Below are 4,406 nucleotides of genomic sequence, written 5' to 3' on the forward strand. Positions count from 1 at the left end.
ACCAACAGAGGACAACCATGAAACAGAAGAGATCAATTTATGCGGTTTTGGCGTTCGGTTTACTGACGGCGACGGCTGCGGCATCGGAAACGGAACTGACGGTATACACTGCTGTTGAGGCTGAGGATCTTGCTCGGTATGCGGAGACGTTCAATCAGAGCAATCCGGATATCAAGATCAACTGGGTCCGGGACTCGACGGGGATCATCACCGCGAAACTGCTGGCTGAACGGGACAACCCACAGGCGGATGTGGTCTGGGGGTTGGCTGCGACCTCTCTGCTGCTGTTGAAATCCGAAGGGATGCTGGAGCCTTATGCCCCGGTTGGCGTAGACAAGCTGGATGCGAAATTCGTCGATGGTGACAACCCGCCTGCCTGGGTTGGCATGGACGCCTGGGTTGCCTCGATTTGCTACAACACGGTTGAGGCGGAAAAGGCCGGGCTGAAGCCGCCGACCTCGTGGAAGGACCTGACTGATCCGATGTACAAGGATCAGGTTATCATGCCGAACCCGAATTCCTCTGGCACGGGGTTCCTTGATGTGTCCAGCTGGCTTCAAATGTTTGGTGAAGAAGGTGGCTGGGAATACATGGATGCGCTGCACGAGAATATTGCGCGCTACACCCATTCCGGCTCGAAGCCTTGCAAACTGGCGGCGGCGGGCGAGATCCCGATTGGTATTTCTTTTGCGTTCCGTGGGGCGAAATCCAAAGCTGATGGCGCACCGCTGGAAATCATTGTGCCTTCGGAAGGCGTCGGCTGGGACATGGAAGCAACCGCGATTGTGGCCGGCACTGCAAATCTGGAAGCCGCGCAGAAGCTGGTGGACTTCACCGTCACCAAAGAGGCCAACGAGATGTACAATACCGGCTATGCGGTCGTGGCGTATCCCGGCGTTGCAAAACCGGTTGAACACTTCCCAGAGGGTCTTCTGGATGCGATGATCAACAATGATTTCGAATATGCCGCCAACAATCGCGCGGCAATCCTGAAGGAATGGCAGTCTCGCTATGACGGAAAGTCTGAAGCGAAGTAATTCCATTGGCAGGAGGGGCTTTTGTGCCTCTCCTGCCCGCCACTCTCTTGTTCCCACCAACACAACCAACTCACCCGGCGCGCACCGGCCAGGATCGGTCGTGCCCGAGGTGCAGATGTGAGGACCTCTCCCGTGCTTCAGAAAACACCACCCGGTGAACTGTATCTCAGCATCCAGAATTTGTGGAAAGCGTTCGGCAGCTTTCTGGCACTCAAGGACATCTCTCTTGAAATCAAAGAAGGTGAATTCATTTGTTTCCTCGGCCCGTCCGGCTGCGGCAAGACCACCTTGTTGCGGGCGATTGCAGGGCTGGATCTGCAGACCAAGGGTACGATTATGCAGGATGGCAAGGACGTCTCCAACCTGCCTCCGTCCGAGCGCGATTTCGGGATTGTGTTCCAGTCCTATGCGCTGTTCCCGAACCTGACGATCGAAAAGAACATCGCATTTGGCCTTGAAAACACGGGCCGCAGCAAGTCGGATATCGCGGTTCGGGTGAGCGAGCTGCTGAACCTTGTTGGTCTGCCGGATCAGGGCAGGAAATACCCGGCGCAATTGTCCGGTGGCCAGCAGCAGAGGATTGCGCTGGCCCGCGCCATTGCAACCAATCCCGGTCTGCTGCTGCTGGACGAACCCCTGTCGGCGCTGGACGCCAAGGTGCGCGTTCACCTGCGGCATGAGATCAAGGAATTGCAGCGCAAGCTGGGTGTGACCACCGTGATGGTGACGCACGATCAGGAAGAAGCGCTGGCCATGGCCGACCGCATCGTGGTGATGAACCACGGGGTGATCGAACAAGTTGGATCGCCCACGGAGATCTACCGCGAACCGGCCAACCTGTTCGTGGCCGACTTTATCGGTGAAATGAACCAGATCCAGTCTCAGGTTACGAAAGGCGGGCGGTTGAGCGTCGGGGAAAAGACCTTTGCCTGCCTCAGCCACACGTTCAATGATGGAACCCCTGTCATTGCGGCCATTCGTCCCGAAGACATCATCCCTCATGAAGCTGGTTATCTTGACACGGGCGGCAATCGGAACTGCATCGAGGTCACGCTCGATGAAATGGAGTTTCTGGGCTCGTTCTGGCGCTGCCGCCTGAACAACGAGCGGTTCGGATCTTCGGAACTGATCGCGGATTTTTCGATCAACGCCGTGCGTCGTCTTGAGCTGGAAGAGGGGTGCAGCATGGTGATTGAGCTTCCCGAGAACCGCCTGATGGCGTTTGACCTTCCGGAGGCTGCGGCATGAGCACGATGTCGACCAATCAGGACACATTGCCTGTCGGGCCGGATATCAGGCCCAGGCTCAGCCGCGATGACATCCTGATGCGCGGAAGCATGATGGTGATCGCGCTCTATCTGATCGTGACACTGGCACTGCCGCTTTACACGATGCTTTCCAAGTCCTTCTCGACCTACCGGGTCGAGCTGTCCCAGTATGAGTTTCAGGTCAGTGATGAAGCGGGTGTGTTCGACGGAACGATCCTGACGGCTGACGAACTGAACAGGCAATTGGGGGTGTATTCCGACACCGATCTGACAACCGGCTCGGACGGGCGTTTGCCGGTGACCGGGTTCTTTCCGGAATTCAGCTTTCGCAGCCCGGTCATGTACCAGATGCGGAACACGACGGAGGCCGGGCGCTTTCTGGTCGGGTCGACTTTGAACGAAGGCACCGATTGGGTCGAGCTTGATTCCAACACGTTCCGCCGGGTGCAGATGCGGCCGGTTCAAGCGCGGGGTCTGGGCAACTTCATCAACTACTTCTCGACACCAGCCCTGTTCAACTCGATCAAGAATTCCCTTTGGATTTCGGTTGTCAGCACAATCGTTACGGTGACGCTGGCGTTCTGGTTTGCCTATGCGCTGAACCGAAGCTGCATGCGGTTCAAGGGGGTCTTTCGCCTGATCGCGATGGCGCCGATTCTGGTTCCCTCGCTGCTGCCGGGCATCGCGCTGGTCTACCTGTTCGGCAATCAGGGGATGATCAAGGAGTTGTTGTTCGGTGCCAGTATCTACGGCCCCATAGGCATCGTGATCGGATCGGTCTTCTTTACCTTTCCACACGCGTTCCTGATCATATCGACTGCGCTCGCGATATCGGATGCGCGGTTGTACGAGGCCGCTGTCAGCTTGCGCTCTACCCCCTGGCGGACATTCTGGACCGTTACCATACCCGGCGCGCGCTATGGCCTGATTTCCGCAGCCTTTGTCGTGTTCAATCTGGTGATCACCGATTTCGGCCTGCCAAAGGTGATCGGCGGCCAGTTCAACGTGCTTGCCGTGGATATCTACAAACAGGTGATCGGCCAGCAGAACTTTGAGATGGGCGCCGTGGTCTCGGTGGTTCTGGTCATCCCCGCAATTCTGGCTTTTGCCATCGACCGGATGGTTCAGTCCAAGCAGGTGGCGCTGCTTTCTGCGCGCTCGGTTCCATATCAGGCAACACCAAACCCAAAGGCTGATCGCATATTCCTGATCTACTGCAGCTTGGTCGGCCTGTTCATCATTGGTCTTCTGGCCGTGTGTCAGTTTGCGGCGCTGATCAAGTTCTGGCCCTACGATCTGAGCCTGAGCCTCAAGAACTACCAGTTCGACAAGATGGATGGCGGCGGCTGGGGGTCGTATTTCAACTCGATCAAACTGGCCTTCCTGACGGCGGTGATCGGCACGACGGTTGTCTTCTTCGGGGCGTATCTGGTGGAAAAATCGAACGGCTTCAAAACCGGACGGTCGATCTTTCAGATGTTCGCCATGCTGCCGATGGCCATCCCGGGCATGGTTCTGGGGCTGTCCTATATCTTCTTCTTCAACAACCCGTCCAATCCGTTCAATGCGATCTACGGCACCATGGCAATCCTGGTGGTTTGCACGGTGACGCATTTCTATACCGTATCGCACCTGACGGCGGTCACCGCTCTCAAGCAGATGGATAAAGAGTTCGAGTCGGTGTCAGCCTCTCTCAAACAGCCAACAATGAAGCTGTTTGCCCGCGTGACGGTGCCGGTCTGCCTGCCTGCGGTGCTGGATATCTCGATCTATCTGTTCGTCAACGCAATGACGACCGTGTCGGCGGTTGTGTTTCTCTATTCACCCAAAACCACACTCGCGTCCATCGCGGTGCTGAACATGGATGATGCCGGGGACATCGCACCCGCAGCCGCAATGGGCATGATGATCTTCTACACCAACGCCGCCGCCCGGATCTTCCACCTGATGGCATCAAAAGGCATCCTGGCCCGCACACAGGCCTGGCGCAGCAGGTAATCCACAAAAAAACTCAAGAACCCGCCGGTCACATATCTCCGGCGGTTTCCTTCTCCCCAAGAACCCGCTCCGCAAAGTCCATAAACGCCCGTATGATCTTGAC

The 4,406-nt window shown here is 56.9% G+C and carries 3 protein-coding genes; all 3 read left to right on the forward strand.

Going from position 1 to position 4,406, the window contains the following annotated elements:
- Nucleotides 1-17 precede the first annotated feature (17 nt).
- The 3 genes from ACR0ID_RS20230 to ACR0ID_RS20240 all read left to right on the forward strand — a co-directional run bounded on the left by ACR0ID_RS20230 (nucleotide 18) and on the right by ACR0ID_RS20240 (nucleotide 4,303).
- Nucleotides 18-1,037: a putative 2-aminoethylphosphonate ABC transporter substrate-binding protein gene (locus tag ACR0ID_RS20230; RefSeq protein ID WP_480521542.1), complete on the forward strand. Its 1,020-nt coding sequence runs from the start codon at nucleotides 18-20 to the stop codon at nucleotides 1,035-1,037.
- Between the two features lie 132 nt (nucleotides 1,038-1,169).
- Nucleotides 1,170-2,285: a putative 2-aminoethylphosphonate ABC transporter ATP-binding protein gene (locus ACR0ID_RS20235; protein WP_480496631.1), complete on the forward strand. Its 1,116-nt coding sequence runs from the start codon at nucleotides 1,170-1,172 to the stop codon at nucleotides 2,283-2,285.
- Nucleotides 2,282-4,303, forward strand: a complete 2,022-nt coding sequence (locus tag ACR0ID_RS20240) for a putative 2-aminoethylphosphonate ABC transporter permease subunit (protein ID WP_480556054.1) — start codon at nucleotides 2,282-2,284, stop codon at nucleotides 4,301-4,303. Before ACR0ID_RS20235 ends, ACR0ID_RS20240 begins: the two co-directional genes overlap by 4 nt.
- The last annotated feature ends 103 nt before the right edge of the window (nucleotides 4,304-4,406 follow it).

Source organism: Ruegeria sp. AL2, assembly GCF_056540845.1.